General features: G+C 68.2%; 27 protein-coding genes. 10 read left to right on the top strand and 17 right to left on the bottom strand.

Annotation, left to right across the window (positions count from 1 at the left end):
- Positions 1-64: 64 nt before the first annotated feature.
- Entirely contained in the window at positions 65-1,066 is a 1,002-nt protein-coding gene (locus AC5P7E_RS09725; RefSeq protein WP_100437968.1) for a KpsF/GutQ family sugar-phosphate isomerase, read from the bottom strand.
- 54 nt (positions 1,067-1,120) lie between these two features.
- Between AC5P7E_RS09725 and AC5P7E_RS09730 the strand changes: the two genes are divergently transcribed.
- From AC5P7E_RS09730 to AC5P7E_RS09740, 3 genes are read left to right on the top strand one after another with little or no spacing between them, the layout of a single operon-like run.
- The gene (locus AC5P7E_RS09730) at positions 1,121-1,351 is read left to right on the top strand and encodes a BolA family protein (protein WP_005408396.1); all 231 of its coding nucleotides are present in this window, start codon (positions 1,121-1,123) and stop codon (positions 1,349-1,351) included.
- Between the two features lie 21 nt (positions 1,352-1,372).
- Positions 1,373-2,644, top strand: coding sequence for a UDP-N-acetylglucosamine 1-carboxyvinyltransferase (gene murA / locus AC5P7E_RS09735; protein ID WP_099484943.1), 1,272 nt, complete (start codon positions 1,373-1,375; stop codon positions 2,642-2,644).
- The gene (locus AC5P7E_RS09740; RefSeq protein ID WP_005408398.1) at positions 2,641-2,958 is read left to right on the top strand and encodes a hypothetical protein; all 318 of its coding nucleotides are present in this window, start codon (positions 2,641-2,643) and stop codon (positions 2,956-2,958) included. Before murA ends, AC5P7E_RS09740 begins: the two co-directional genes overlap by 4 nt.
- Positions 2,959-3,097: 139 nt before the next feature.
- Here the strand turns inward: AC5P7E_RS09740 and AC5P7E_RS09745 are convergent, their stop codons facing one another.
- The 7 genes from AC5P7E_RS09745 to purM all read right to left on the bottom strand — a co-directional run bounded on the left by AC5P7E_RS09745 (position 3,098) and on the right by purM (position 8,019).
- Positions 3,098-3,781 carry a DUF3108 domain-containing protein gene (locus tag AC5P7E_RS09745; RefSeq protein ID WP_005408399.1) on the bottom strand — a complete coding sequence of 228 codons (684 nt, stop codon included), beginning with the start codon at positions 3,779-3,781 and terminating at the stop codon, positions 3,098-3,100.
- A 2-nt stretch (positions 3,782-3,783) separates the two neighbouring features.
- Positions 3,784-4,605, bottom strand: coding sequence for a DUF3108 domain-containing protein (locus AC5P7E_RS09750; protein WP_005412504.1), 822 nt, complete (start codon positions 4,603-4,605; stop codon positions 3,784-3,786).
- Positions 4,606-4,672: 67 nt separating this feature from the next.
- Positions 4,673-5,332, bottom strand: coding sequence for a phosphoribosylglycinamide formyltransferase (purN, locus tag AC5P7E_RS09755; protein ID WP_114619174.1), 660 nt, complete (start codon positions 5,330-5,332; stop codon positions 4,673-4,675).
- Positions 5,329-5,991, bottom strand: a complete 663-nt coding sequence (locus AC5P7E_RS09760; RefSeq protein ID WP_106551087.1) for a DUF2238 domain-containing protein — start codon at positions 5,989-5,991, stop codon at positions 5,329-5,331. The genes purN and AC5P7E_RS09760 overlap by 4 nt, the downstream gene beginning before the upstream one ends.
- A 40-nt stretch (positions 5,992-6,031) precedes the next feature.
- Complete coding sequence (locus tag AC5P7E_RS09765) at positions 6,032-6,454, bottom strand: hypothetical protein (RefSeq protein ID WP_106551086.1); 423 nt, start codon at positions 6,452-6,454, stop codon at positions 6,032-6,034.
- Complete coding sequence (locus AC5P7E_RS09770; protein ID WP_106551085.1) at positions 6,451-6,939, bottom strand: hypothetical protein; 489 nt, start codon at positions 6,937-6,939, stop codon at positions 6,451-6,453. Before AC5P7E_RS09770 ends, AC5P7E_RS09765 begins: the two co-directional genes overlap by 4 nt.
- Before the next feature lie 21 nt (positions 6,940-6,960).
- The gene (gene purM / locus AC5P7E_RS09775) at positions 6,961-8,019 is read right to left on the bottom strand and encodes a phosphoribosylformylglycinamidine cyclo-ligase (protein WP_114619175.1); all 1,059 of its coding nucleotides are present in this window, start codon (positions 8,017-8,019) and stop codon (positions 6,961-6,963) included.
- A gap of 99 nt (positions 8,020-8,118) precedes the next feature.
- Between purM and AC5P7E_RS09780 the strand changes: the two genes are divergently transcribed.
- Genes AC5P7E_RS09780 through hda form a run of 3 tightly spaced genes read left to right on the top strand, consistent with a single transcriptional unit; the run spans position 8,119 to position 11,131 of the window.
- Positions 8,119-9,258: a DUF2066 domain-containing protein gene (locus AC5P7E_RS09780; protein WP_114619176.1), complete on the top strand. Its 1,140-nt coding sequence runs from the start codon at positions 8,119-8,121 to the stop codon at positions 9,256-9,258.
- Entirely contained in the window at positions 9,255-10,424 is a 1,170-nt protein-coding gene (locus tag AC5P7E_RS09785; RefSeq protein ID WP_106551083.1) for an AI-2E family transporter, read from the top strand. The genes AC5P7E_RS09780 and AC5P7E_RS09785 overlap by 4 nt, the downstream gene beginning before the upstream one ends.
- Positions 10,424-11,131 (top strand): DnaA regulatory inactivator Hda, encoded by a 708-nt coding sequence (gene hda, locus AC5P7E_RS09790; protein ID WP_106551082.1) that lies wholly within the window; start codon positions 10,424-10,426, stop codon positions 11,129-11,131. Before AC5P7E_RS09785 ends, hda begins: the two co-directional genes overlap by 1 nt.
- Before the next feature lie 527 nt (positions 11,132-11,658).
- Here the strand turns inward: hda and murU are convergent.
- From murU to AC5P7E_RS09810, 4 genes are all read right to left on the bottom strand, one after another.
- On the bottom strand, positions 11,659-12,369 hold the full coding sequence (gene murU, locus AC5P7E_RS09795; RefSeq protein ID WP_114618508.1) for an N-acetylmuramate alpha-1-phosphate uridylyltransferase MurU: 711 nt from the start codon (positions 12,367-12,369) through the stop codon (positions 11,659-11,661).
- Positions 12,366-13,391 (bottom strand): aminoglycoside phosphotransferase family protein, encoded by a 1,026-nt coding sequence (locus tag AC5P7E_RS09800; RefSeq protein WP_106549241.1) that lies wholly within the window; start codon positions 13,389-13,391, stop codon positions 12,366-12,368. The genes murU and AC5P7E_RS09800 overlap by 4 nt, the downstream gene beginning before the upstream one ends.
- A gap of 64 nt (positions 13,392-13,455) precedes the next feature.
- Positions 13,456-13,725 carry a GlsB/YeaQ/YmgE family stress response membrane protein gene (locus tag AC5P7E_RS09805; RefSeq protein WP_005415577.1) on the bottom strand — a complete coding sequence of 90 codons (270 nt, stop codon included), beginning with the start codon at positions 13,723-13,725 and terminating at the stop codon, positions 13,456-13,458.
- Between the two features lie 69 nt (positions 13,726-13,794).
- Positions 13,795-15,288, bottom strand: coding sequence for a M20 family metallopeptidase (locus AC5P7E_RS09810; protein WP_114618509.1), 1,494 nt, complete (start codon positions 15,286-15,288; stop codon positions 13,795-13,797).
- 199 nt (positions 15,289-15,487) lie between these two features.
- Between AC5P7E_RS09810 and AC5P7E_RS09815 the strand changes: the two genes are divergently transcribed.
- The 4 genes from AC5P7E_RS09815 (at position 15,488) to AC5P7E_RS09830 (ending at position 18,638) form a co-directional block, all read left to right on the top strand.
- Positions 15,488-15,814 (top strand): ComEA family DNA-binding protein, encoded by a 327-nt coding sequence (locus AC5P7E_RS09815; protein WP_024958219.1) that lies wholly within the window; start codon positions 15,488-15,490, stop codon positions 15,812-15,814.
- A gap of 352 nt (positions 15,815-16,166) precedes the next feature.
- Complete coding sequence (locus AC5P7E_RS09820; RefSeq protein WP_114618511.1) at positions 16,167-17,252, top strand: L,D-transpeptidase; 1,086 nt, start codon at positions 16,167-16,169, stop codon at positions 17,250-17,252.
- A gap of 17 nt (positions 17,253-17,269) precedes the next feature.
- Entirely contained in the window at positions 17,270-17,995 is a 726-nt protein-coding gene (locus tag AC5P7E_RS09825) for a murein L,D-transpeptidase catalytic domain family protein (protein ID WP_005408415.1), read from the top strand.
- A gap of 34 nt (positions 17,996-18,029) precedes the next feature.
- A complete protein-coding gene (locus tag AC5P7E_RS09830; protein WP_114618512.1) occupies positions 18,030-18,638 on the top strand; it encodes a HutD/Ves family protein in 609 nt (202 codons plus the stop codon).
- A 147-nt stretch (positions 18,639-18,785) separates the two neighbouring features.
- On the opposite strand, the gene AC5P7E_RS09835 is transcribed toward AC5P7E_RS09830, so the two are convergent.
- The 5 genes from AC5P7E_RS09835 to AC5P7E_RS09855 form a co-directional block, all read right to left on the bottom strand.
- Positions 18,786-20,390 (bottom strand): sulfite reductase subunit alpha, encoded by a 1,605-nt coding sequence (locus AC5P7E_RS09835; RefSeq protein WP_114618513.1) that lies wholly within the window; start codon positions 20,388-20,390, stop codon positions 18,786-18,788.
- Positions 20,387-21,358: an FAD:protein FMN transferase gene (locus AC5P7E_RS09840; protein ID WP_133050764.1), complete on the bottom strand. Its 972-nt coding sequence runs from the start codon at positions 21,356-21,358 to the stop codon at positions 20,387-20,389. The genes AC5P7E_RS09835 and AC5P7E_RS09840 overlap by 4 nt, the downstream gene beginning before the upstream one ends.
- A gap of 53 nt (positions 21,359-21,411) precedes the next feature.
- A complete protein-coding gene (locus AC5P7E_RS09845; protein ID WP_005408419.1) occupies positions 21,412-22,215 on the bottom strand; it encodes a DUF4198 domain-containing protein in 804 nt (267 codons plus the stop codon).
- 75 nt (positions 22,216-22,290) lie between these two features.
- Positions 22,291-22,809, bottom strand: coding sequence for a DUF2271 domain-containing protein (locus AC5P7E_RS09850; protein WP_005408420.1), 519 nt, complete (start codon positions 22,807-22,809; stop codon positions 22,291-22,293).
- A gap of 26 nt (positions 22,810-22,835) precedes the next feature.
- The gene (locus tag AC5P7E_RS09855) at positions 22,836-23,474 is read right to left on the bottom strand and encodes a PepSY-associated TM helix domain-containing protein (RefSeq protein WP_049459150.1); all 639 of its coding nucleotides are present in this window, start codon (positions 23,472-23,474) and stop codon (positions 22,836-22,838) included.
- Between the last annotated feature and the right edge of the window lies 1 nt (position 23,475).

The raw sequence follows: 23,475 nt of genomic DNA on the forward strand, positions 1-23,475 counted from the left end.
GGGCGGCAGGCTCGTTATGGGCGGGTGCAGCGTTACAGACTGAATGGGGTCTACGGACTGTCGGTTAAACCACCCGGGCCCGCAACAGGTCATGAATGTTCAGCGCGCCAACCGCGCGGCCCTGGCCATCAACCACGATCAGGCCGGTGATCTTGTGGGTCTCCATCAGGCGGGCGGCCTCGACCGCCAGCTGGTCGGCGCCGATGGTGCGCGGGTTGCGGGTCATCACGTCGGCGATCTTCGCCGTGCGCACATCCAGCGCGCTGTCCAGCGCACGGCGCAGGTCGCCATCGGTGAACAGGCCGATCAGCACGCCGTCGGCGTCAACCACGGCGGTCATGCCCAGCCGCTTGCGGCTCATTTCCACCAGCGCCTCGCTGAGGCTGGCGTCGGCGCCCACGCTGGGCAGGTCGTCGCCGGTGTGCATGACGTCGGTGATGTGCAGCAGCAGGCGACGGCCGAGGCTGCCGGCCGGGTGCGAGCGGGCGAAGTCATCGGCGGTGAAGCCACGTGCATCGAGCAGGGCCACGGCCAGTGCATCTCCCATCGCCAGCGAGGCGGTGGTGCTGGAAGTGGGTGCCAGCGCCAGCGGGCAGGCCTCGGCCGGCACGCTCACATCCAGATGGATGTCGGCGGCGGTGGCCAGGCTGGACTGCGGGCGGCCGGTCATGGAGATCAGCAGGTTGCCCTGGCGCTTGAGCACCGGCAGCAGCATCAGCACCTCGTCCGATTCGCCCGAGTAGGACAGGGCCAGCACGACGTCGTCCTCGGTGATCATGCCCAGGTCGCCGTGGCCGGCTTCACCGGGGTGCACGTAGAACGCCGGCGTACCGGTAGAGGCCAGGGTGGCGGCGATCTTGCGCGCGATATGCCCGGACTTGCCCATGCCGGTGGCAACCACCCGCCCGCGGCTGGCCAGGATCGCCTGGCAGGCCTGCTGGAAGGCCTCGCCGAGGCGGTCGGCCACCGCATCCAGGGCCTGCCGCTCGATCTCGAACACGCGGCGGCCACTGGCAACCAGGCCGGCAGGGTCGACGGAACGGGGGGGCAACAGGGGTTCGGCCATGCGGACGCCACGCAGCGGAAGTAGAATGGACCCACATTTTATTAGGAAAGCCCGTTGGACGCCGACACCATCCGCAATCTGATCGAAACCGGCCTGCCCGGCGCCCGCGCCGACGTGCAGGGCGACGACGGCGTGCATTTCGAAGCGACCGTGGTCTGCGAGGCCTTCGCCGGCAAGATGCCGCTGGCCCGCCACCGCATGGTGTACGCCACCCTGGGCGACCTGATGGGCGGCGCGATCCACGCGCTGGCGCTGAAAACCGTGACCCCGGCCGAAGCCGGCTGAACCGCAGAAGATCCCGAATACATGGCCAAGATCGTTGTGACCGGCGGCGCTGCGCTGCACGGTGAAGTGAGCATCTCCGGCGCCAAGAACGCCGTCCTCCCCATTCTCTGCGCGACCCTGCTGGCCGATGCGCCGGTGGAGATCACCAACGTGCCGCACCTGCACGACGTGGTCACCACGGTGAAGCTGCTCGGCGAGCTGGGCGCCAAGGTCACCATCGACCAGGGCACGCTGTCGCGCGGCAGCGCGATCGTGGTCGACCCGCGTCCGGTCAACCAGCACGTCGCACCGTATGAGCTGGTCAAGACCATGCGCGCCTCGATCCTGGTGCTGGGCCCGCTGCTGGCCCGCTTCGGCGCCGCCGAGGTGTCGCTGCCGGGCGGCTGCGCGATCGGCTCGCGACCGGTCGACCAGCACATCAAGGGCCTGCAGGCGCTGGGCGCCGAGATCGTGGTCGAGAACGGCTTCATCAAGGCCAGCGCCAAGCGCCTGAAGGGTGGCCACTTCACCTTCGACATGGTCAGCGTCACCGGCACCGAGAACGTGCTGATGGGCGCGGTGCTGGCTGAAGGGACCACCGTCCTCGACAACTGCGCGATGGAACCGGAAGTGACCGACCTGGCGCACTGCCTGATCGCGCTGGGCGCGAAGATCGAAGGCCTGGGCACCGCCCGCCTGGTGATCGAGGGCGTCGAGCGCCTGTCCGGTGGCCGCCACGAAGTGCTGCCCGACCGCATCGAGACCGGCACCTTCCTGGTGGCCGCAGCGATGACCGGTGGCAAGGTTACGGTCAACCGTGCGCGCCCGAACACCATGGACGCGGTGCTGTCCAAGCTGGTCGAGGCCGGTGCGAAGATCGAGACCACCGACGACACCATCACCCTGGACATGCAGGGCAGGCGGCCGAAGGCGGTCAACCTGACCACCGCGCCGTACCCGGCATTCCCGACCGACATGCAGGCGCAGTTCATGGCGCTCAACTGCGTGGCCGATGGCGTGGGCGTGATCAACGAAACGATCTTCGAGAACCGTTTCATGCACGTCAACGAACTGCTGCGCCTGGGGGCGGACATCCAGGTTGAAGGCCACACCGCCATCGTGCGTGGCAGCGAGCACCTGAGCGGCGCACCGGTGATGGCGACCGACCTGCGTGCGTCGGCCTCGCTGATCCTGGCCGGCCTGATGGCCAGCGGCGATACCACCATCGACCGCATCTACCACCTTGATCGTGGCTACGAGAACATCGAAGAGAAGCTGTCTTCGCTCGGCGCCACCATCCGGCGCGTGCCATGATCCTGCGCGGCAAGTTCAGCCCGCGTCGCAAGGCGCTGCTGGCCCTGGTGCTGATCGTGCTGGCGTGGCTGGGCTATGCCTGGTACGCCAACATCGCCATCACCCAGGGCATCGAGCAGAAGGACATGGACTGGAACGGCGACGGCACGGTCACGCGTGACGAGATCATCGAGTCGTTCTATGCGGTCGCGGTGAACGACAGCCAGGACGGCAACCGTCATTGCCGCACCTTTGTCTGGCGCAGCACCGGCGAGCAGATCCGCGTGGACTGCCGCACCGAGTTCAAGCCGGCGGCGGCCGAGGAAAAGAAGTAAGAAAAACGCCCGCGAAAGCGGGCGTTTTCTTTTCGCGGGGCCCGGGGTCGGAGCCCTTTCCATCGGAAAGGGCTCCGACCCCAGCCACACAACCGGGATCAGAGCCCATCCCCGAGGGGATGGGATCCGACCCCGGCACTCAGTTCATCGCCTTGATGGTCAGGTCCAGCGCATCGCGGCCGCTCTCACGCTGCAGCATGCGCGCCGGCACCGGGAAGTCCGGCACGATCCAGGCGATCAGCTCCTTGTTGCCATCGGCGCGCGAGACCTTGGTCGCCTCGTAACTCTTGCCGGCCACGGTGATCGATTCCTTGCCGATCACGCGGTAGGTCATGTTCTTGATCCGGCCTTCGTCCACCATGCGATAGGTCAGCGGCTTGCCGGCGGCCAGGTCACGGGCGATCGCCAGGTTGATCAGCAGCGCGTCCATGTCGCCTGCTTTCAGCGCGATGGGGCCCGCACGGTCCGGCTTGATGTCGCCGGTCCAGGTGGCCTGGTTGCTGGTCCAGTTGTAGTTGGCCTGCACGTTGCGCTTCTTCACCAGCAGCGCCGAACGGTCCTGGCTGCTGAGCGGACGCAGCTGGCCACGCACTTCCTCGAACACCGTGCTCTGGCTGAGGTCGGCCAGCTGGTTCTTCACCTGCAGGCTGTAGCGCCATTTGTTGCTGCCTTCGCTGGCCAGGGTCATGGTGCCGTTGGCCTGCATGCCCATGTAGCTGGCCAGGTAATCCGCCTTGAACGGTTCCAGCGCCATGGCCGGCAGGCTGGCCACGGTCAGGGCAGCGGCTGCGATCCAGGTGAGGGGGCGGGTCAGGGTATTCATGCTCAGACTCCTTGGTATTCGATCAGGCGCAGGTCGACGCGGTCTTCGCCGTCTTCGCGTTGCAGGATGCGCACCGGGGTGGGGACACCGTTGGCGATCCAGAGAATGGTTTCGTTTCTGCCACCGTTGGTCCGGTAGACCCGCAGCGCGTTGTAGGACAGGTCGCCGACCTCGACGTTCTCGGTCTGCGGCGCGGCCTGGTAGTCGTGTTCGCGGACCTTGCCCATGTCCACGTAGCGGTAATGCATGGTGGCGCCCGGACGCGCATCGCGCATGATCGCCAGGTTGATCAGCAGCGCGCTCTGGTCGCCGGCCCGCAGCGGGATCGGCTGCGCGCGCTCCTTCTTGACGTCGCCGGTCCATTGCGCGGTGCCGGCCTGCCAGTTGTAAGTGCCCACGGCCTTCTTGCCCAGGAACAGGCCCTTGCGCACCGTGCTCTGGCTGAGCGGTGCGTAGACGCCACTGCGCTCCTCGAACACCGTGCTCTGCTCGATGTTCAGGCCGAGCACGCTGGCAAAGCCGCGGCGGCCGACCACCTGCATGTCCACCCGCCACTGGCTGCCGCCGGTGTGGGTGACCTGCATGCTGGCATCACCCGCTTCCTTGCCCTTGTAGAAGGCCTGGTAGGTGGCGGTGAACGGCTGCAGCGGCGGCGGCTCCCAGGCCAGTGCCGGCAACAGCGGCACACTGGGCTCGTTCGGTGGCAGCGCAGCGGGTGTGGGCGGCGGGGAAGCCGCAGGCGGCTGCGCCTGGCCCCAGCCCACAGCGGGAAGCACGGCAAGCGACAACAGCAGTGAAGTGGACAGCAGCGTCGTGGTCTTCATGGAGGACAGGAACCGCAGGAGGGGGCAGGATGCCAGCCCCGCAGTCAGCGGGGCGTGTGCAAGAGCGTTACCGGTTCAGGTTTCCGGCGGAATCTAGGGCCAAGGGGCTAAACAGGGGGTGACCGTCCAGCCAGGGCTGACCCTCCCGTTCAGCCAGGCGGCCCTCGCACAGCAGCTGCAGTGTGGCGATCAGCAGCGGATGCTCCACCGCAAGCACGCGTGCGGCCAGCGCCTGCGCGTCGTCGCCGGGCCGCACCGGCACGCGGGCCTGCGCCAGCACCGCGCCGGCATCCAGTTCGGGGACCACCAGGTGCACGCTGGCGCCATGCTCGGCGTCACCGGCCTGCAGCGCCCGCGCGTGGGTGTCCAGGCCCTTGTGCAGCGGCAGCAGCGACGGATGGATGTTGACCAGGCGGCCGGCGAAGCGCTGCACGAAGGCCGGACCAAGGATGCGCATGTAGCCTGCACAGACGATCCAGTCCGGCTGTACTGCTGCCAGCGCATCGCCCAGTGCCTGCTCGTAGGCGGCGCGGTCACTGAAGGACTTCGGCGTGTGTGCCCAGCGCAGGCCGGAATCGACGCGCTGCAGTGCTTCTGCAGCGGGGCGGTCGGAGAACACGCCGGCTACCTCGGCCGGCAGGCGGCCGCTGCCGATCGCGTCGAGGATGGCCTGCAGGTTGCTGCCGCGGCCCGAGGCGAGCACGGCGATGCGGGTTGGGGCGGTCATTGCAGGGAACTCCGGCGGATCAATGGCCAGGTCAGCAGGCTGCCGATGGTCGCCATCAGCATGTCGGCATGCGCATCCCACATGTCACCCTGCTGGCCGTTGTAGGCTTCGGCGGCATTCGGCGACAGCGCCAGCGCAATGGCCCATTCGAACCATTCGTAGACCAGGCTGGCGCACATCACCGTCATCACTGCCAGGGTGAAGGCCTGGCCCAGCCGCAGCGCTGGCCACGCATGGCGCGCCAGCTGCAGCAGCGCGGGGGTGAAGCAGACGCCGAACAGGAAGTGGATGAGGCGGTCGAAGTGATTGCGCTGCCAGCCGAATGCCGCGTTGGGCGACCAGCCGGTCAGCGCCTGCGCCCAGGCGTCGTAAGGCACGTTGGAATACAGCCAGCGCGCCGCCACGCAGTGCAGAGCGATGAAGCCGCAGATGGCGATGAAAGCGCCGTTGCCCAGCCAGCCACCGCGACGGTCGACCCACAGCAGGGCGACCAGCCCGACCACGGTCAGCGTGCTGTGCAGGGCCTGCTCGGTGGGCCACAGCGGGTGGATCCAGCTGATCGCGAAGACCGCCAGTACGGCGGCGAAGGCCAGCTTCTTCGGTACCGGGAAGCGGTAGCGGGTGGGTGAGGCGGTCGTTGAGAAGGCTGGCGAGGACATGTCGGGTCGATCAGGGGAGGGCGGCTGTCTGCCCACGGGCTCAGACACTGAGATGGTCGCCGCGGTCGAACAGCGCAGCCATCTCCGGCTTGGACAGGAACACCCAGGCATAAGCGGTCAGGGCCATGCCCAGCGGGCCGGCCAGCACGCCCAGCCAGGCCGCGCGCTGGCACCAGGCCAGGCCGGTGCGCTGTGAAAGCTGGCGGGCAGTACGCAGCTGCACGAAGCCCAGCACGGTGGCCAGCAGGGCGATCGAGGCATGGATCGAGGCCAGCATCCAGGCATCGTCCAGCCCGCGTGAGTGGGCCACCCATCCACTGAGGCCAAGGAACGCCACTGCGGCGACCCAGTGGAAACCGGCCAGTGCATGGAACAGCACGCTCAGTGTCTGCAGATGGCTGACCAGCTGCAGCTGCGCCAGGGTCTGGTGCGGCAGCGGCGGTGGATTGCCGGAGGCGGTCATGCGGCCGTGGCGGGAGCGTCGAAGGCAGCCTTGACCTGCGGACGCAGCAGGGTGATCAGGCTGAACACCCCCAGCACCGTGCCGACCGGCGTGAACAGGCAGGCCAGGCCAGCCGCGATCAGGCACAGCAGATGGCGGCGGCGGCGGGACAGGCAGCGGCCGGCATAGGCCACGAACGAACCCAGCGCGATGCCACCGAACACGACGACGCAGCCGAGAACAGTGAACACCCAGCCCATCAGGCGCTGTTCCTCCGGCGAGGAGGGCTCGCCGCCGGACTTCATCGGCAGGCTGCCGGTCAACGCAGCGATGCCGATCACGATGTGCAGGATGAAGATCAGCGAGAACAGCACGATCAGGCCACCGACCACGTAGTGTGCGATGGCCAGCATGCGCAGGTGGTCGGCATCCTGCGCGCTGAACGGCGGTACCGTCGCCAGCGGCGGCGGCACGGGGGCGGGCGACAAGGGGGGCGTTGCGTCCATGCGGGCTCCTGGTTGCCGGGCTCAGCCGATGTGGACGCGCTCGGCGCCTTCGGCGGTGACCACCTGGCCGATGGTCCAGTGCTCCAGGCCCTGCGCCTTGACCGCCTCGGACACCGCAGCAACCTGGTCCGGCGCGACGATCAGCACGAAGCCGATGCCGCAGTTGAAGGTGCGCCACATCTCGCTGTCGGCCACCGCGCCTTCCTTCTGCAGCCACTGGAACACCGGCGGCAGGGGCCAGGACGACGCCTGGATGTCCAGGCCGAGGCCGTCGGGCACCACGCGGATGATGTTCTCGGTCAGGCCGCCACCGGTGATGTGGGCCATGCCATGGATGGCCTCGCCGTGCGACTTCAGCAGCGACAGGATCGGCTTGACGTACAGGCGGGTCGGCGCCATCAGCGCATCGACCAGCTTCACGCCGCCTTCCAGCTCCAGATCGGCCGGGCGGCCGGCGCGGTCGTAGATGCGGCGGACCAGCGAGTAGCCGTTGGAGTGCGGGCCGGAGGAGGCGATGCCGATGAGCACGTCGCCGGCGGCCACGCTGGCGCCGTCCTTCAGCTCGCTCTTCTCGACCGCGGCGACCGTGAAGCCGGCCAGGTCGTACTCGCCCGGGGCATACATGTCGGGCATTTCAGCGGTTTCGCCGCCGATCAGGGCGCAGCCGGCCTCGGTGCAGCCGTTGGCGATGCCGCCCACGACCGCCGCCGCGGTGTCGATGTCCAGCTTGCCGGTGGCGAAGTAGTCCAGGAAGAACAGCGGCTCGGCACCCTGCACCAGCACGTCGTTCACGCACATGGCGACCAGGTCGATGCCGATCGTATCGTGGCGGTTCAGCTGGTGGGCCAGCTTCAGCTTGGTGCCCACGCCGTCGGTACCGGACACCAGCACCGGCTCGCGGTACTTGTTGGACAGGTCGAACAGGGCGCCGAAGCCACCCAGGCCGCCCATCACTTCCGGGCGGAAGCTGCGCTTGACCAGGGGCTTGATCCGCTCGACCAGTTCGTTGCCGGCGTCGATGTCGACACCCGCGTCACGGTAGGTGAGGGGGGAGGGGGCGGAAGACGGGGTGTTGGTCACGGGCGTCGGCGCTGGCAGGGGTTGAACGGGCGATTTTAACAGGCCGCATTGGCGCAAAGGCCGTATTCGGGCAACAATTCCCCCGGATACGTCGAGCCAATGGATGTCCTGATGCGCCGCAGCCTGATTCTGACCCTGCTCCTTGCGCTGAGCCTGCCGGTGGCCACGATGGCCCAGAGCGGCCTTCGCACCGAGGGTGATGTCGCCACCGCCAGTGGCGCGTACGAGGCCGAAGTGCCCGTCAACAGCCAAGCCGAGGCCGATCGCAACGGCGCCCTGGCCCGCGCCCTGAGCGTGGTACTGGGCAAGCTGTCCGGCGACCGCAGCGTGATGTCCCGCCCCGGCGTGGTGCAGGCGCTGCGCAACGCCAAGGACTACGTGGCCAGCTACGACTACAAGCAGGACCAGAGCGTGGGCGCCAGTGGCGCCCCCAGCTTCCGTACCCTGCTGGTGGCCCGCTTCCGCGAGGATGATGTCGACTCGCTGGTGTCGGCGCTGGGCCTGCCGCTGTGGCCGCAGCCGCGACCGAAGCCGGTGCTGTGGCTGGCCGTCGACGATGGCAGTGGCCCGCGCCTGGTCAGCGTGCAGCAGGCCAACGCCGCCCGGCCGTTGCTGAACCGCGCCATCGAGCGCGGCTACAAGCTGGGCCTGCCCAGTGGTGGCGCCGCCGAACAGGCGCTGGCGGGTGCGATCTGGCGCCAGGACAGTGCCGCCGTGGCCCGTGCCTCCTCGCGCTACTCGCCGCCGATGCAGCTGATCGGCAAGTTGTACCGCGCCAATGGCGGCTGGCAGGCGGACTGGGTGTTCGTCGACAACGGCCGTGAACTGAACAAGTGGACCAGCAAGGACGCCAACGCCATGCGCGCGATGGCGGCCGGTGCCGACGGCGCCGCCGATGCGCTGGTCAAACGCTATGCCAAGGCCGGCGCCGCCGTCGGCCAGGCCGGGACCTACCGTGTGGTGGTCACCGGCATCAACAGCGCCGACGACTACCTGCGTCTGGCCGCCGGCCTGCGCGAGGTGCCGGTGGTGCGCAATGTCACCCCCCTGCATGCCTCGGCTGGCCAGCTGGAGCTGAACCTGGAGATGACCACCGGCCTGGCCGGCTTCAACCGCATGCTGGGCGACAACGGCGTGCTGGTGCCGAGCGCACCGCTGCCGGCCCTGCCCACGCCGATCGACGACACCACCGGTACCCCGGTGGCCGCCCCGGTCAGCAACGAGTACCGCCTGCGATGACCCTGACCCCGGAAGCCGAAATCGCGCAGTTCCTGCGCCGCCTGAAGTACATCCTGTTCGCCGGCCTGATCGGCTGGGTGGTGTGGCTGCTGGCGCCGATCCTGACTCCCTTCGTGCTGGCGCTGGCGCTGGCCTGGCTGGGTGACCCGCTGGTGGACCGCATCGAGGCCACCGGCCGCTCGCGCATGACCGGCGTGGTGCTGGTGTTCGCGGCGATGGTGCTGGTGATCGTGGCGCTGCTGCTGGTGCTGGTGCCGATGATCGAGCGCCAGATCACCACCCTGATCGCGGTCGCGCCCCAGGCACAGGCGTGGCTGATGGAAAAGGGCATTCCCTGGTTCGAGCAGAAGACCGGCCTGGAAGTGATGCAGTGGCTGGACCCGGACCGCCTGATCGAATGGGTGCGCAGCCACTGGCAGCAGGCCGGCGGCTTCGCCACCACGTTCATGGGCTACGTCTCGCGCTCGGGCTTCGCGATGGTGACCTGGGTGGTCAACATCCTGCTGCTGCCGATCCTGGCGTTCTACTTCCTGCGTGACTGGGACAAGCTGGTCGAGCGGGTCGCGTCGGTGATTCCGCGCAACCAGATCGGCACCATCAGCGCGCTGGCGCGTGAATCCAACGAGGTGCTGGGTGCGTTCATCCGCGGCCAGTTCCTGGTGATGCTGGCGCTGGGCGTGATCTATGCCGGTGGCCTGTCGCTGGTTGGCCTGAAGCTGGGCCTGCTGATCGGCCTGATTGCCGGCCTGATCAGCTTCATCCCTTACCTGGGCGCGACCACCGGCATCCTGATGGCGATCATCGCCGCACTGGTGCAGGCGCAGGGCTTCGACCTGAAGCTGCTGATCCTGGTCGGCGTGGTGTTCACCGTGGGCCAGCTGCTGGAAAGCTACGTACTGACCCCGCGCATCGTCGGCGACAAGATCGGCCTGCACCCGGTGGCGGTGATCTTCGCGGTGATGGCCGGCGGCCAGTTGTTCGGCTTCCTCGGCATGCTGCTGGCGCTGCCGGTGGCGGCGGTGACCAACGTGCTGCTGCGCTACGCGCACCAGCGCTACCGCCAGAGCGAGCTGTACGTGGGCGAGAAGCCGGCGATCGTGCTTGATGGCGTGGTCGATGCCCCCCATATCATCATTCCGAACGACAAGGGCCCCGACCTGAAGTGATGGGTGTGCCGCAACTGCCGCTGGCCCTGCATTACCCGCGGGACCAGCGCCTGGAGACCTTCATCGGTGCGCCGGATGGCGCGCTGGCGCAGCTGCGCGCGATCGCGGTGGGTGCCAGCCACGATTGGGTCTACCTGGAAGGTGCGGCGGGCACGGGCAAGACCCACCAGGCGCTGGCGATGTGTTCCAGCGCCGAGCAGGCCGGGCGCCTGCCGACCTATGTGCCGCTGGCCAGTGCGGCCGGCCGCGTGCGTGCGGCGCTGGATGGGCTGGAGGCGCGCGAACTGGTGGCGCTGGACGGCCTGGACGAGGTTGCCGGCAACCGCGAGGACGAGGTCGCGCTGTTCGATTTCCACAACCGCGCGCGTGCCGCGGGCGTGACCGTGCTGTACACGGCGCAGAAGGCGCCGGAAGCGCTGGGCCTGGTGCTGCCGGACCTGCGTTCGCGGCTGGGCCAGTGCGTGCGCGTGCTGCTGCAGCCGCTGGATGAGGAAGGGCGGGCAGCGGTGCTGCGCGAACGCGCGCTGCGGCGTGGGCTGGCGATCGACGAGGCGTCCATCGAGTGGCTGCTGTCGCACACCGGGCGCGAGCTGGGTGGGTTGATCACGCTGCTGGACTGGCTGGACCGCGAGTCGCTGGCGGCGAAGCGGCGGATCACCGTGCCGTTCCTGCGCCAGGTGCTGGAAGAAGGCCGGCCCCGCTACTGAGGGTGGGTTTGTTTGCAGGGCTGCGCCCTGCACCCGCCGAATCAACGTCAACGTCAAAAGCTGGCTATCCGTGGGATGGCGGGGTGGGTCCGGTTGCGGGGGACGCTGCAAGTACGTCCATGTAAGCTCGGTCGCCGCATCCATGCGGCTCACGCCCCCGCAACCGGACCCACCCCGCCTTCGACAGTTGGCCGCGATCTGCCGGTACTGCGTACTGCACTGCTGACTGCTGACTGCTGTTGGTGGGTGTCGACCTTGGTCGACACGTGTCTTGCTTGTGGTGGTTGGCGACCGTTGGTCGTCACCAGAGCGAGCGCAGCGAAGCGATCCGCTTTTGATTTTCTTTCTTTCTTCCGTGGCTGGACGCGCACGGAAACTGTCAGAGGCCGGGCGGGTGGGCCATGCAGGGGCGTTGGCGCCATGGATGGCGCCATCGAGCTTACAGGGACGTACTTGCAGCGTCCCCTGCATGGCCCACCCGCCCGGCCAAGCACGCGATCCGCTCTACGCGACCAGCCACGAGGGGCTCAGCCGTTCGCCGCCAACTCAGCATCCAGCGCACGCAGCCGATCCACGGTGCCGACATCGGTCCAGCGCCCGCGATGGTGCTGCCCGGTCATCAACCCCTGCGCCATGAAATGCTTCTGCAGCGGCACCACCGAGAACTTCGGCGGCAGCCGCTCGCTGCCCGGCGCCTCGCCGATCACCGTGCGCCAGTCGGCCACGATCGAAGGACGGTACACGCCGATGCCGGCATAGGTCAGGCACGGGCCTTCGCGATCGTGGTGCAGCACCCCCTGCGTATCGAGGCGGTAGTCACCGTGCGGGTGCTGAACCGGATTGTCGACCAGCACCAGGTGCGCCTGGCCCTGCGGCTCGCGGGGCAGCGTGGCGAAATCGAAATCGGTCCAGATGTCGCCGTTAACCACCAGGAATGGGGCGTCGCCCAGCACCGGCAGTGCGTTGAGAATGCCGCCGCCGGTTTCCAGCGGGGTCTGCCCTTCGTACATGAAGTGCAGGCGCAGGCCCCACTGGCTGCCATCGCCCAGCGTCGCCGGGAACTGCTCGGCCAGCCATGCGGTGTTGACCACCACCTCGCGAACGCCCAGCGCGGCGAGGCGTTCCAGATGCCACACGATCAGTGGCTTGCCGGCCACTTCCAGCAGCGGCTTGGGCGTATGCAGGGTCAGCGGGCGCATGCGCTCGCCGAGGCCGGCAGCAAAGACCAGTGCTTTCATCGGGCCACGCGCATCGGTGCGGCCAGTTCGGCCAGCGCAGGCTTGATGCGGTCGTCCAGCAGCTGCTGCAGGGGGGCCAGCTCGCGGTAGCGCGGCAGCACTTCATCCAGATAGGTGATGAAGCGCGGTGCGTCGTCCAGGTAATGGCCCTTGTTGTCGCGGTAACGCAGGCGGCAGAACAGGCCGAGGATCTTCACGTGGCGCTGGATGCCCATCCAGTCGGCATCGCGCAGGAAGGTGGCGCGGTCGGGCACCGGCAGGCCGGCACCGCGCGCACGCTCGTGGTACTGCGCCAGCCATTCGTCCACACGCTGCAGTGGCCAGCTCAGGAAGGCGTCCTTGAACAGGCTTACCGCGTCGTAGGCGATCGGGCCGCGCACCAGGTCCTGGAAATCCAGTACCGCTGGGCCGCCGTCGACCGGCATCAGGTTGCGCGGCATGTAGTCGCGGTGGGTCATCAGCTGGGCCTGGCCCAGCGCGTTGTCCATCAGGCGGCGATGCACCAGCTGCAGGCCTTCGATCTCGCCGCAGTCCAGCTCCAGGTTCAAGTGGCGCTGCAGGAACCATTCGTCGAACAGGCCGGCATCACGCTGCAGCAGCGCTTCGCCGAACTGGCCGAAATCAGCGGGCACTGGAATCGCCTGCAGGCGCAGCAGCTGTTCGATCGAACGGTCGAACCATTCATCGGCGTTGCGCTCGTCGAGGATCTTCGCCAGGGTCGGGCCGCCGAGGTCTTCCAGCAGCAGGAAGCCGGCCTCCAGGTCCTGGGCGAGCAGCATGGGCACGCGCAGGCCGTTGTCGTGCAGCAGGCCGCGCATGCGCAGCCACGGCCGCGGATCTTCCAGCCCCGGCGGGGCGTCCATCACGATGTGGCTGCCGCGCGTGCTGGTGGTGCGCCAGTAGCTGCGCATGCCGGCATCGACCGAGGCGCGTTCGACCACTGCATTCGCATCTTCGAGCTGGGTACGGGCCCACTGCAGGCGCTGCGCGCTGCGCTGGGGATCGGAGGCGGGTTCGGTCATGCAGGCATATCCGGGCGCGCCGGGCGCGCCAACGTCGGGAACAGGAAGGGAAGGGGATGCGGGCTCAGCGGCGTCCGCTGAACAGGCGCAGGACGGCCAGCACGGCCACCGCGCCCACCACCGCACCGAGGAAACCGGCCGGTTCGCCGGGGGCGTACCAGCCCATGTACTGGCCGAACCAGCCGGCCAGCAGCGCGCCAAGGATGCCCAGCACGATGGTCAGCAGGCAGCCCATGCGGTTGTTGCCGGGCATGAAGAAGCGCCCGAGCAGGCCGACGAAGAAGCCCACCAGCAGGATGTACAGCCAGCTGCTGCTGCCGAACAGACCATTCATGCGCGCGGATTCCGCTTGAGTGTGGACGCAGCCTAGCAAGGCCAGGCTGCGTCCGTCACGGGTGCCGGATCAGCAGCAGCCGTGGTCGCCGTGGCGGGTGCCGCTGTCGGCCGCCACCGGCGAACCGCTGGTCTCGCCGCGCAGGCTGGCGGCGTAGTGCTCGCTGATCACCTTGGATACGCAGGCGGTGACCTTCTTGCCCATCGGGATGTGCAGGAATTCGTTCGGGCCATGCGCGTTGGAGTGCGGGCCGAGCACGCCGGTGATCATGAACTGCGCACCCGGGAACTTCTCGCCGAGCATGCCCATGAACGGGATCGAGCCGCCTTCGCCCATGTACATCGCCGGCTTGCCGAAGAAGGCCTGGCTGGCGTCGTCGATGGCCTGGGTCAGCCACGGCGCCATGGCCGGGGCGTTCCAGCCGGTGGACGCCTTTTCAAGGTCCAGGGTGACCTGTGCGCCGTTCGGCGGGTCGCGCAGCAGCGCTTCCTTCAGCAGCTCGCCGCAGGTCTTGCCATCGGCGGTCGGGGGCAGGCGCAGCGACAGCTTCACCGAGGTCTGCGGGCGCAGCACGTTGCCGGCCGATTCCAGCGGCGGCATGCCGCCGACGCCGGTGACCGACAGCGCCGGGCGCCAGGTGCGGTTGAGCACCAGTTCGGTCAGGTCCTCGTTCATCGGGCGCAGGCCGTCGACCATCGGGAACTTCTCGAAGATCTCGGTATCGACCACTTCGGCGGCACGCTTGGCCTGTTCCTGGCGTTCGGCCGGAATCTCGACGTTCATGCCGTCGATCAGGATGCGGCCGGTGTCCTGGTCCTCGATGCGCGAAAGGATCTGGCGCAGCAGGCGGAAGCTGGACGGGATCACGCCGGAGGCATCGCCGGAATGCACGCCTTCGTTGAGCACCTTCACGGTGAAATTGCCGCCGGTCAGGCCGCGCAGCGAGGTGGTGCACCACAACTGGTCGTAGTTGGCGCAGCCCGAATCCAGGCAGACCACCAGCGACGGCTTGCCGATGCGGTCGGCGAGGTGGTCGACGTAGGCTGGCAGGTCGTAGCTGCCCGACTCTTCACAGGCTTCGATCAGCACCACGCAGCGCGCGTGCGGCAGGCCTTGGGCCTGCAACGCCAGCACGGCGGCCAGCGAGCCGAAGATGGCGTAGCCGTCATCGGCGCCGCCGCGGCCATACAGCTTGTCGCCGCGCAGGACCGGGGTCCACGGGCCGAGGTCGTCGTCCCATCCGGTCATTTCCGGCTGCTTGTCCAGGTGGCCGTAGAGCAGGATGGTGTCGTCGCCGGTCTCGGCGCCGGTGGCCGGAATTTCCAGGAAGATCAGCGGGGTACGGCCTTCCAGGCGCACCACTTCAACCTTCAGGCCAGGCAGCTGCTGGGCCCTGGCCCAGTTCTCCATCAGCGTGACCGCCTGTTCCATGTAGCCGTTCTGCACCCAATCGGCGTCGAACATCGGCGACTTGTTGGGAATGCGGATGTAGTCGACCAACTGCGGGACGATCTCGCTGTCCCACTTGTCATTGACGAATTGGCCGAGCTTGGCGCTGTCCATCTGAAACTCCGGTTGCATGGGCTGATCCGGCCATTCTACGCCTGTGCCGTGGGTAGGGTTTTTCCTACATCACGTCGGGTATTTGGCTGGCTTACGGAAATCCGGGAAACCGATAGGCTGTGTGCATGTGGTGACGGACACTGTTCCTACCGACGGGATTGCCGGTCGGGGCGGCCAGAATCACAAGGAGATACACGTTGTGCCTTGGTTTGTCGTGTTGAGGGCACTGGTGCTGGTCATGGGGATCGCTGGGGCGCATGCCGCCGAACCGATCGACATCAACCGCGCCGATGCCCAGGCGCTGCAGCAGGGATTGACGATGGTCGGAGCCGCCAAGGCCGAGGCGATCGTCGAGCACCGGCGCAGACACGGCCCGTTTCATCGCGTCGAGGACCTGACGCAGGTGAAGGGGATAGGGAAAGCAATCGTCGAACGGAATCGACAGCGGATCACCGTAGGCAACAGGTTGTTGCCGGCGGATCCGGTACCCGGATCGGTACCGGTGCGGACCGTACCGAGGCGCTGACAGCAGGAATCGTCGGAACCGGCAGGAAGCTGGTTCAGCGGTCACGGACAGGACGGCCGTGACCACCGACCGCCGCAGGACGCGGCACCAATCACCAGGATGGTGGCATCACAGACCTGTGGAAGGGGCTGAGATACAAACAGGACAGACGCGGCCGCGTGCAGGATGCAACGCTACCCCCACAGCGCAGGATGCGAGGGGGCGGCAGCAGGCCGACAAGGACGTAACGATTGCCCGGTACGACACATGGTTGTGTCGCCGGGCAGTTTCATTTCCGGCGCCTGGTTTTGCCGCGGCCACCACGGGCCGATGGTGTACGGTGGCCGCACCGCATGGAAAGGACCCCCGCTGGATGCTCCCGCACCGCCCCACCACCCTGATGCTCGCCCTTGCACTGGCCCTGCCGCTGCTGGCCGATGCCGCTGCGCCGACAGCGGCTGCCAAGCCCACGGCTGCCGCAGCCAGCAGCGCTGAAGTGCGCGGGCCGACCGACCTCAAGCCGGGCGAATACCTCTGGCATCCGGAAATCTCGCCGACCGGCCCGATCGTGCTGGTGGTCAGCCTCGATGAGCAGCGCGCCTACGTCTACCGCAACGGCATTGCCATCGGCCTGACCACGATCAGCTCGGGCAAGGCCGGGCACGAGACGCCAACCGGCGTGTTCACCATCCTGCAGAAGGACAAGGACCACAGGTCCAACCTCTACAACAGCGCGCCGATGCCGTACATGCAGCGGCTGACCTGGGACGGCATCGCCCTGCATGGCGGCAGCCTGCCCGGGCATCCCGCCTCGCACGGCTGCGTGCGCCTGCCGCAGGCCTTCGCGCAGAAGCTGTTCAGCGAAACCCAGCGCGGCGATACCGTGGTCGTGGCCGATGCCAAGAGCTCACCGATGACCCTGGCCTATCCGTCGGTGCTGGCGCCGGTGAACGCGCGCGGTCAGGCGCTGCCGGAGGCCGAGGGCGGAGCCCCGGCACAGGCCTGGTGGGACGACAGCGCGGCGCCGGCCGGGCAGGTCGGCATCCTGGTCAGCCTGCACGACCAGCGCCTGTACGTGCTGCGCGATGGCGTGATGATCGGCGAGTCGCCGCTGAAGGCTGACGCCCTGCCGGCGTTCCAGGGCACCACGCTGTTCGTGATGGGGCAGGGTTACAGCGACACCCCCAGCCCGCTGGACGTGAACCAGCGCCTGCACCAGTGGACGGCCTACCCGTTGCTGGGCCAGGACCGTGCCCAGGCCACGCCGGACCTGCTGGCCACGCCCTCGCTGCCGATGGCGCTGCCGCCCGATTTCGCCCGCCAGCTGTACCAGGTGCTGGTGCCGGGCACGACCCTGCTGGTGACCTCGCTGCCGGCGGTCCGCCCAAGCCCGGCTGAATCCGGAATGCAGCCGGTCTTGGAATCCGAGCCGCCAGGGTCCACCCTCAAGGGCAACTGAGTCCCCTCGTTGTGCCCATGACTGCATCCCGCCTGTGCCGGCTGGCCGCGTTCGGCCTGCTGGCGACCTCGGCCAGCGCCCCGGCGCTGGCACAGACGCCCGCCCTTGCCACCAGCGCCGATGATCTGGCTGCCCTGCTGTCGCGCAGTGCGCCCAAGGCCGACCGCCACGTGTTGCAGCTGGCGGCGCACGCAATGCGCTGTGCGCTGCAGCGGCCGGAACTGGGCATCAATGGTGATCGCCTCAGCGTGATCGACTATTCGCGCCCGTCCACCGAGCCGCGCCTGTGGGTGTTCGACCTGGCCCACCAGCGCCTGCTGTTCGAGGAGTGGGTGGCGCATGGCCGCAACAGTGGCGAGAACCGCACCGAGCACTTCTCCAACCGCGATGGCAGTTTCATGTCCAGCCTCGGCGCGTTCACCGCGCAGGAGACCTACATGGGTGGCAATGGATATTCGCTGCGCCTGGCCGGGCTGGAACCGGGCTTCAACGACCGCGCGCGTGACCGAGCCATCGTCATCCATGGTGCGCCATACGTGAACCCGGCTGCCGCGCAGCTGCAGGGGCGGCTGGGCCGCAGCCTGGGTTGCCCGGCGGTGCGCCTGTCGGTGGCCAGGCCGCTGATCGATGCGTTGCGCGGCGGCACGATGGTGTTTGCTTACTACCCCGACCAGGATTGGCTGAAGCACTCGCAGCTGCTGGCCGGCGGGTGCGGTGGCCAGGGCACGCTCGCCACGCGGTGATGCACGACGGCGCGCGGCATGATGCAATGCGCCGATGAACATCGACTCCCTGCTGCACACTCCGAGCCAGGTGATCTCCAGCCTGGACTACCGCCGCGAACGTTGGCGCAACGGCCTGGGCTGGACCCGCGAGATCCTGCGCCTGCCCGCGCAGGGCGATGACTGGGCGCTGCGCCTGTCGGTGGCCGAAATCGAACAGGATGCCGCGTTCTCTGCCTTCCCCGGCGTGGAGCGCGAACTGGTGTTGCTGCAGGGCAATGGCGTGCGCCTGCGCTTCGACGATGGACGCGTGGCGGAAGTGCTGCCGCCACACGGACAAGTGCGGTTTGCTGGTGAGGAGACACTGCACGGGGAACTGGTCGATGGCACCACCCACGACTTCAACCTGATGTGGAAGCGCGAGCTGCTGCAGGCCGAACTGCTGCACCGGCCGCTGGTGGGCGCGATGTTCTTCTTCTGCGAACCGGGCGTGGCCTGGGCGCTGCATCTGCTGGCCGGTCAGGCGGAGTTTGGTGCCGACAGCGGGCTGCCGGCGCTGCAGGCGGGCGATACCGCATGGTTGGCGGCCGGCGAACGTCAGCGGCACGCGTTGCAGGGCGGTGGCGAGTTGCTGGCGATACGGGTCAGTGCAGCAGCGGGATGATTGCTGGGCGCCGGTGGGCTCCATCCACGCATGGCGTGGATCTACAGCTGTGCGGTTGTCACCATGCCTGGGCACGCCGTCATGGTGCGGCTGTGGTTGGGGTCAGAGCCCTTTCCTGCGGAAAGGGATCCGACCCCGATGGTTCGTTCAATACACATCGCGCCGGTAACGACCGGCCAGCAACAGCGCTTCCTTGCCCGCAGTACCCAGCACCTGCTCGATCACCGCATCCACCGCCGGGGCCATGCCCTGCAGGCTGCCGCAGACCAGGATCGTCGCGCCTTCATCCACCCACTGCCGCAGCGTTGCCGCTTCGGCCAGCAGCCGGTCCTGCACATAGCGATGCGCGCCGCCATCGCGGCTGAATACCGCATCCAGCCGCGCCAGCGTGCCGTCGGCCAGCATCGCCTGCAGTTCTTCACCGAAGTGGAAGTCGTGCGCGGCGGTGCGCTCACCGAACAGCAGCCAGGTGCGGCGTGCGCCACTGCGTACGCGTTCGTGCAGATGCGCGCGCAGGCCGGCGATGCCGGTGCCGTTGCCGATCAGCAGCAGCGGCACATCGGCGGGCACGCCATGGAAATTGTCGTTGCGGCGCAGACGCAGCTGCACCGGTTCGTCGATGGCCGCGTGGTCGCACAGCCAGCCACTGCCGATGCCCGGTGTTCCATCGGCGCGCAGTTGGCGGCGCAGCAGCAGCTCCACCGCACCGTCGGCCATCACCGAGGCGATCGAGTACTCGCGATGCGGCAGCGGCTGCAGGGTCGCCAGCAATGCAGGCAGATCACCCGGGGGAACCAATGAGGGCAGGTGCGAGCGCGCGACGCGTGCCAGCAACGTCTGTCCGTCATCCAGCACGATGTCCGCGTCAAAGCGTTGTGTGTCCAGCCAGGCACGCACGGTGTGCGATGCGTGCTGTGGGCCGATCTCGGCGATGTCACCGGCCTGCCATTGCGCATCTGCATCGGCTGGGGGCTGCAGGCGCAACCAATACACGGGGCCGCCGGGGCTGCCGGGGTTCAGATGCTCGCGCTGCAGCAGCGTCCACGGCTGGTACTCGGCCGGACTCCAGTCGGGCAGTTCGCTGGCGTTACCGCCGAGTTGTCCCAGCAACTGCTGCCAATGGCGCAGCGCCGCCGGATCGGCGTTGTCGACTTCGATTGCATCGAACAGTGGATGCGCGCCGTGCTGGCGCAGCCATTGGTCGAGCTGGTGACCGAATCCGCAGAAGTGGCCATAGCTGCGGTCGCCCAGTGCGAGCACGCCGTAGTGCAGATGCTGCAGCGAGGGCGGCGTGGCCATCACCCCGCGCAGGAAAGGCAGCGCGTGGTCGGGCGGATCACCTTCGCCGGTGGTGCTGGCGATGAACAGCGCGCGCTGGCTGCCGGCCAGCAACGCGGCGTCGACCTCATGCAGTCCGCGCACGCGCGCTGGCACGCCGGCACCGCGCAGGGCCTCGGCACTGCGTTCGGCCAGTTCGCGGGCGAAGCCGGTCTGGCTGGACCAGGCCAGCAGGATGGGCGCGGAGTCTCCGCTTGCGGCATCGTCGCGCGGGCGCCCACGCCACCACAGTGCAACGCAGGCCAGCGCATACAGCGCCGTGGCGAGTACCGCGATCTGGGACTGCCGCGCCGGTGGCGCACCCTGCCACCAGGCTTCACCGAGGTGCAGGCGCAGCAGCGCCCAGCCGATCAGCGCCAGCAGAAGCAGGACCAGCGCGTTGCCGAGCCACGCGCGCGACGGCCGGGTACTCATGGGCTCTGCTCGTCGAGCAGGCGCTGGAAGGCGCTGCTGAGGAATTCCTGCGGGCCGTCTGCTGCACGCTGCAGGTAGCGTGCAGCCAGGCCTTCGCGCTCGGCCAGCGCCATGCCCTGTTCGCGGCCCAGCACGGTCAGTGCGGTGGCCCAGGCATCGGCGCGCATGGCGTCGTCGGCCACCACGGTGACTGCCGCGGCAACCTGGCGCACCGGTCTGCCCGAACGCGGGTCCAGGCTGTGACTGTAGGCCTCGCCATCGACCTGGTACTGGTGCCAGCGATCGCCGGAGGTGGCCACCGCCTTGCCCTCCAGCGCCAGCACCCGCGGCGGGGTATTGGTGTGCGCATCTTCTTCCGGCGCGGACTCCACCAGCACGCGCCACGGCTGGCTGTCCGGTTTGCGGCCGTAGCCGGCCAGTTCGCCGCCGACTTCGACCAGCGCGGCAGTGATGCCCTGTGTGCGCAGCCACGCAGCGACATGGTCGACGCCAAAGCCCTTGGCGATCGCGGAGAGATCCAGTTCCAGCCCACCCGGTTGCAGCAGCGCATCGTCCTGCCACTGCAGGCGCTGCCAACCGCAGCGATCGCGCGTGGCCTGCAGGGTAGCGTCGTCGGGCTGGCGGCGTTCACCGGCATGTGCACCGAAGCCCCACAGTCCAACCAGCGGACCGACGGTGGGATCGAAGGCGCCGCCACTGGTGGACGCGATCGCCTGTGCGCAGGCCAGAACGTGGCGGGTCTCGGCCGGCAGCACGCACCATTGGCCCGCGTCGGCGCGATTGTAGCGGCTCAGGTCCGAACCGGGCTCCCAGGTACTCATCTGCGCGACCACTTCGTCCAGCCGCGCCTGGATGCCGGCGTGCAGCGGGTGCAGGTCGCGCTGGCGCGGCGCGACCAGCGACACGCTCCAGGTGGTGCCCATGGTGGTGCCGCCGAGGCGGGCGATGTCGAGCGGGGAATCGGTCATGGTGATGCGTTGCGGGTGCGATGCCGGGCTGCCCGGCATCGCGGGCCGCGTCATTACTGCGGCAGCACTTCCAGCGTGGCGACGTAGCTCAGGCGGCGCTTGGCGGCCTGCTTCACCGACGTCTTGTTGTCCTCGGTGCCGGTTTCCAGCCAGTACATGCCGGCTTCCGGCCAGGTCACCTTGATCTCGCCCTTGGCATCGCTGGTGACCTTCAGCTCGTCCTGTGCGTTGCGGTAGCGGGTGGCACCACGCACGATCTCGAATTCCAGGCCGGCCGCCGGCTTGCCATCGACGAGCACGCGGAAGGTGGCTTCCTCGCCGGCGAACAGATCGTTCGGGTGGCCGACGGCGACCAGCTCGATGCCACGATTGGTCGGCTTCAGCGCAGTATCGTTCGGCGCGCCGTTGGTGACGAAGGTCTCCACGCGGCCGACCGACTGGCTCACTTCCAGCTTCTTCGCGTCCTTCGGCAGTTCGCCGAAGGTGGCAACGCTGCCGCGCCAGCGCTTGCGCTCGCCGTTCTGCTCGTAGGTGGCGAACAGGCCATCGTTGACCGACGCGATGCGGTAGGTGCCCGGCTGCTTCAGTTCGATGTCGAACACGCTGCGGTACTTGCCGGTCGACGCGTTCTGCGGCTGCACGGTGCTGCCGTCCGGTGCGGTGATCACCAGCGATTCCAGGCGCAGCGGCACGTGGTTGAAGTAGAACAGGTCGTTGGAGACCGCACCGTCGACAGTGATCCACGGCGCGTTGCCGGCGATCACGGTCTGCGAGGGCAGCAGCCAGGCCTTGTGGGCCAGGGCGGAGAAGGGAAGGGCAGCGGCCAGGGCGGCGGCGAGGACGAGCGTGCGCTTCATGCGGAAGACTCCAGTGGATGCGGGGTAATGCGACAAGGGCGAGGGGATTACGACTTAATCCCCTCCGTCCCCTTTTCAGGGTTTGACGGCGAGGGTGACCTGGCCCAGTTCGGTGGCGCCCTGCGCCTTGCCGTTCTGCGCGGCGGTGGCCGGCCAGGTGAAGGGGATCTTCAGCAGTTCGCGGCCGCCGACTTCGCGCACCGCTTCCACTACCAGGGTGTAGTTGCCCGGGGCCAGCTGCTTCAGTGCCGGCTGCCTGTCATTGAACGACAGTGCGTGCTTGCCGGCCGGGCGGGTCGGACCGGTCACGCCGTCCACCGGCACCTGCAGGGTGCGGCCGCTCTTGCGCCACCACTGGCGCAGGTCGGGCAGCCACTTGGTGCCGTGGCCTTCGCTGTTGCTGGTCTGCTGGTACCAGACCGAGAGGTTGGCCGCGACCTTCTGGTCGGCGCCTTCCAGCCACACGGCCACATACGGGCGGTGGTATTCGGCCACGTTGAGCTTGGGCACTTCGACGTTGATGTCGAGGGTGGTGGCATAGGCCGGCGAGGTGGCCAGCAGGCCGCTGAGGGCGATGGTCAGGGTGACGCGCATGGGGCGGCTCCGGAAACGGGGAAAAGTCAGTGGATCAGCAACAGGGCGATCAGCAGCGGGATCATCAGGCCGAGGCCGACCAGCGGCCAGGTCATGCGCCGCTGCCGCGCATGCAGGTGCAGCAGGAACAGGCCGGTGATGCAGAACACCAGGCAGGCCACGGCGAACAGGTCCAGGAACCAGCCCCACGCCGGGCCCGCGTTGCGGCCCTTGTGCAGGTCGTTGAGGTAGGACACCGCGCCGCGCGAGATCGATTCGTATTCCACCGCGCCGGTCTCGCGATCGATGCTCAGCCAGGCGTCGCCGCCGGGGCGCGGCAGCGACAGGTAGATCTCTTCGGGCGACCACTCGGCCGGTCGCCCGCCGATGGCGATGCCCAGCTGCGTGTCCAGCCATTGCCGGGCAGGGCGCGGAATCGGTGCGTTGCCGTCTTCGCGCGTGCCGAGCTGTCCAAGCAGCGCGGCCGGCAGTTCAAGATGCTGGTTCTGCACCTCGGGCTTGGCCTCGATCTTCGCGGCATGGTTGAGGGTCAGGCCGGTCACCGCGAACAGCAGCATGCCGATCAGGCACACCGCCGAGCTGATCCAGTGCCACTGGTGCAGCGTCCGCAGCCAGAAGCCGCGGTTCTGTTGCTGCTGCACGGTGGAAGAGGCAGGACGGCTCACG

The sequence above is a fragment of the Stenotrophomonas sp. YJH_SMC_25 genome (assembly GCF_059369595.1).

Coding starts and splice junctions, on each gene's coding strand:
- AC5P7E_RS09725 (WP_100437968.1), bottom strand. CDS start 1,066: ATGGCCGAACCCCTGTTGCCCCCCCGTTCCGTCGACCCTGCCGGCCTG.
- murA (WP_099484943.1), top strand. CDS start 1,373: ATGGCCAAGATCGTTGTGACCGGCGGCGCTGCGCTGCACGGTGAAGTG.
- AC5P7E_RS09740 (WP_005408398.1), top strand. CDS start 2,641: ATGATCCTGCGCGGCAAGTTCAGCCCGCGTCGCAAGGCGCTGCTGGCC.
- AC5P7E_RS09745 (WP_005408399.1), bottom strand. CDS start 3,781: ATGAATACCCTGACCCGCCCCCTCACCTGGATCGCAGCCGCTGCCCTG.
- AC5P7E_RS09750 (WP_005412504.1), bottom strand. CDS start 4,605: ATGAAGACCACGACGCTGCTGTCCACTTCACTGCTGTTGTCGCTTGCC.
- purN (WP_114619174.1), bottom strand. CDS start 5,332: ATGACCGCCCCAACCCGCATCGCCGTGCTCGCCTCGGGCCGCGGCAGC.
- AC5P7E_RS09760 (WP_106551087.1), bottom strand. CDS start 5,991: ATGTCCTCGCCAGCCTTCTCAACGACCGCCTCACCCACCCGCTACCGC.
- AC5P7E_RS09765 (WP_106551086.1), bottom strand. CDS start 6,454: ATGACCGCCTCCGGCAATCCACCGCCGCTGCCGCACCAGACCCTGGCG.
- AC5P7E_RS09770 (WP_106551085.1), bottom strand. CDS start 6,939: ATGGACGCAACGCCCCCCTTGTCGCCCGCCCCCGTGCCGCCGCCGCTG.
- AC5P7E_RS09780 (WP_114619176.1), top strand. CDS start 8,119: ATGGATGTCCTGATGCGCCGCAGCCTGATTCTGACCCTGCTCCTTGCG.
- AC5P7E_RS09785 (WP_106551083.1), top strand. CDS start 9,255: ATGACCCTGACCCCGGAAGCCGAAATCGCGCAGTTCCTGCGCCGCCTG.
- hda (WP_106551082.1), top strand. CDS start 10,424: ATGGGTGTGCCGCAACTGCCGCTGGCCCTGCATTACCCGCGGGACCAG.
- murU (WP_114618508.1), bottom strand. CDS start 12,369: ATGAAAGCACTGGTCTTTGCTGCCGGCCTCGGCGAGCGCATGCGCCCG.
- AC5P7E_RS09800 (WP_106549241.1), bottom strand. CDS start 13,391: ATGACCGAACCCGCCTCCGATCCCCAGCGCAGCGCGCAGCGCCTGCAG.
- AC5P7E_RS09805 (WP_005415577.1), bottom strand. CDS start 13,725: ATGAATGGTCTGTTCGGCAGCAGCAGCTGGCTGTACATCCTGCTGGTG.
- AC5P7E_RS09810 (WP_114618509.1), bottom strand. CDS start 15,288: ATGGACAGCGCCAAGCTCGGCCAATTCGTCAATGACAAGTGGGACAGC.
- AC5P7E_RS09820 (WP_114618511.1), top strand. CDS start 16,167: ATGCTCCCGCACCGCCCCACCACCCTGATGCTCGCCCTTGCACTGGCC.
- AC5P7E_RS09825 (WP_005408415.1), top strand. CDS start 17,270: ATGACTGCATCCCGCCTGTGCCGGCTGGCCGCGTTCGGCCTGCTGGCG.
- AC5P7E_RS09830 (WP_114618512.1), top strand. CDS start 18,030: ATGAACATCGACTCCCTGCTGCACACTCCGAGCCAGGTGATCTCCAGC.
- AC5P7E_RS09835 (WP_114618513.1), bottom strand. CDS start 20,390: ATGAGTACCCGGCCGTCGCGCGCGTGGCTCGGCAACGCGCTGGTCCTG.
- AC5P7E_RS09840 (WP_133050764.1), bottom strand. CDS start 21,358: ATGACCGATTCCCCGCTCGACATCGCCCGCCTCGGCGGCACCACCATG.
- AC5P7E_RS09845 (WP_005408419.1), bottom strand. CDS start 22,215: ATGAAGCGCACGCTCGTCCTCGCCGCCGCCCTGGCCGCTGCCCTTCCC.
- AC5P7E_RS09850 (WP_005408420.1), bottom strand. CDS start 22,809: ATGCGCGTCACCCTGACCATCGCCCTCAGCGGCCTGCTGGCCACCTCG.